Source organism: Planctobacterium sp. R6 (assembly GCF_055755215.1).
In genome coordinates this window covers 1-2,929 of record NZ_JBVTQY010000087.1, presented here as the reverse complement: position 1 = coordinate 2,929, position 2,929 = coordinate 1, and the positions used below count along the sequence as shown (strand labels likewise).

Genomic DNA, 2,929 nt, shown 5'->3' with positions numbered 1-2,929 from the left:
ATGGCAACATTGAGTGATACAGGGGTTGTATGATTAAGTGACTAAGCGTATACGGTGGATGCCTTGGCAGTCAGAGGCGATGAAGGACGTGTAAATCTGCGAAAAGCGTAGGTAAGGTGATAAAACCCGTTATAACCTACGATGTCCGAATGGGGAAACCCGGCCTTAGGGTCATCTGTAACTGAATTCATAGGTTGCAGAAGCAAACGAGGGGAACTGAAACATCTAAGTACCCTCAGGAAAAGAAATCAATTGAGATTGCCTTAGTAGCGGCGAGCGAACGGGTAACAGCCGATGATTTATGTTGTAGTGGAATCTTCTGGGAAGTTGAGCGATACAGGGTGATAGCCCCGTACACGAAGCAGCATGAATCACATATTAAGTAGGACGGGACACGTGTTATCTTGTCTGAAGATGGGGGGACCATCCTCCAAGGCTAAATACTCCTGACTGACCGATAGTGAACCAGTACCGTGAGGGAAAGGCGAAAAGAACCCCGGCGAGGGGAGTGAAACAGAACCTGAAACCGTATACGTACAAGCAGTGGGAGCAGACTTGTTCTGTGACTGCGTACCTTTTGTATAATGGGTCAGCGACTTATATTTTGTAGCGAGGTTAACCGCATAGGGGAGCCGTAGCGAAAGCGAGTCTTAACTGGGCGCTTAGTTGCAAGGTATAGACCCGAAACCCGGTGATCTAGCCATGGGCAGGTTGAAGGTTGAGTAACATCAACTGGAGGACCGAACCCACTAACGTTGAAAAGTTAGGGGATGACCTGTGGCTGGGGGTGAAAGGCCAATCAAACCGGGAGATAGCTGGTTCTCCCCGAAAGCTATTTAGGTAGCGCCTCGGACGAATACCATTGGGGGTAGAGCACTGTTTGGGCTAGGGGGTCATCCCGACTTACCAACCCCATGCAAACTCCGAATACCAATGAGTACTATCCGGGAGACACACGGCGGGTGCTAACGTCCGTCGTGGAGAGGGAAACAACCCAGACCGCCAGCTAAGGTCCCCAAATATTGCTAAGTGGGAAACGATGTGGGAAGGCTAAGACAGCTAGGAGGTTGGCTTAGAAGCAGCCACCCTTTAAAGAAAGCGTAATAGCTCACTAGTCGAGTCGGCCTGCGCGGAAGATGTAACGGGGCTAAGCAATATACCGAAGCTGCGGCAGCACGTAAGTGCTGGGTAGGGGAGCGTTGTGTAAGTGGACGAAGGTGGCTTGAGAAGGCTGCTGGACATATCACAAGTGCGAATGCTGACATGAGTAACGATAATGGGGGTGAAAAACCCCCACGCCGGAAGACCAAGGTTTCCTGTCCCATGCTAATCAGGGCAGGGTAAGTCGGCCCCTAAGGCGAGGCAGAAATGCGTAGTCGATGGGAAACGGGTTAATATTCCCGTACTTTTATATACAGTGATGGGGTGACGGAGAAGGCTAAACTGGCATGGCGTTGGTTGTCCATGTGAAAGTGAGTAGGCTGAGAACTTTGGCAAATCCGGGTTCTTAAGGCTGAGACACGAGACGAGTGACTACGGTCACGAAGCAGTTGATGCCCGGCTTCCAGGAAAACCCTCTAAACGTATGTATATAAGAACCGTACCCCAAACCGACACAGGTGGTCAGGTAGAGAATACTAAGGCGCTTGAGAGAACTCGGGTGAAGGAACTCGGCAAAATAGTACCGTAACTTCGGGAGAAGGTACGCCTCTGGTTGTGATGAGACTTGCTCTCTAAGCGACCGGAGGCCGCAGTGACCAGATGGCTGGGACTGTTTATTAAAAACACAGCACTGTGCTAACACGAAAGTGGACGTATACGGTGTGACACCTGCCCGGTGCCGGAAGGTTAATTGATGGGGTTAGCGTAAGCGAAGCTCTTGATCGAAGCCCCGGTAAACGGCGGCCGTAACTATAACGGTCCTAAGGTAGCGAAATTCCTTGTCGGGTAAGTTCCGACCTGCACGAATGGTGTAACCATGGCCATGCTGTCTCCACCCGAGACTCAGTGAAATTGAAATCGCAGTGAAGATGCTGTGTACCCGCACCTAGACGGAAAGACCCCGTGAACCTTTACTACAGCTTGGCACTGAACATTGACCCTACATGTGTAGGATAGGTGGGAGGCTTTGAAGCGTTGTCGCCAGATAGCGTGGAGCCATCCTTGAAATACCACCCTTGTATGTTTGATGTTCTAACACTGACCCGTTATCCGGGTCGTGGACAGTGTCTGGTGGGTAGTTTGACTGGGGCGGTCTCCTCCCAAATAGTAACGGAGGAGCACGAAGGTTAGCTAATCACGGTCGGACATCGTGAGGTTAGTGCAATGGCATAAGCTGGCTTAACTGCGAGACAGACACGTCGAGCAGATACGAAAGTAGGTCATAGTGATCCGGTGGTTCTGAATGGAAGGGCCATCGCTCAACGGATAAAAGGTACTCCGGGGATAACAGGCTGATACCGCCCAAGAGTTCATATCGACGGCGGTGTTTGGCACCTCGATGTCGGCTCATCACATCCTGGGGCTGAAGTCGGTCCCAAGGGTATGGCTGTTCGCCATTTAAAGTGGTACGCGAGCTGGGTTTAGAACGTCGTGAGACAGTTCGGTCCCTATCTGGTGTGGGCGTTGGATGATTGAGGGGAGCTGCTCCTAGTACGAGAGGACCGGAGTGGACGAACCGCTGGTGTTCGGGTTGTGATGCCAATCGCATTGCCCGGTAGCCAAGTTCGGAACGGATAACCGCTGAAAGCATCTAAGCGGGAAGCCGGCCCCAAGATGAGTCATCCCTGACAGTTTAACTGTCCTGAAGGGTTGTCTAAGACTAAGACGTTGATAGGCAGGGTGTGGAAGCGTTGTAAGGCGTTAAGCTAACCTGTACTAATTGCCCGTGAGGCTTAATCATACAACACCCGGTATTATTTGGTGTTGT

The 2,929-nt window shown here is 51.3% G+C and carries 1 rRNA gene; it reads left to right on the top strand.

The window, feature by feature from the left end:
• Window positions 1-31 precede the first annotated feature (31 nt).
• Window positions 32-2,902 (top strand): 23S ribosomal RNA (locus AC0J20_RS23230).
• Window positions 2,903-2,929: the final 27 nt, after the last annotated feature.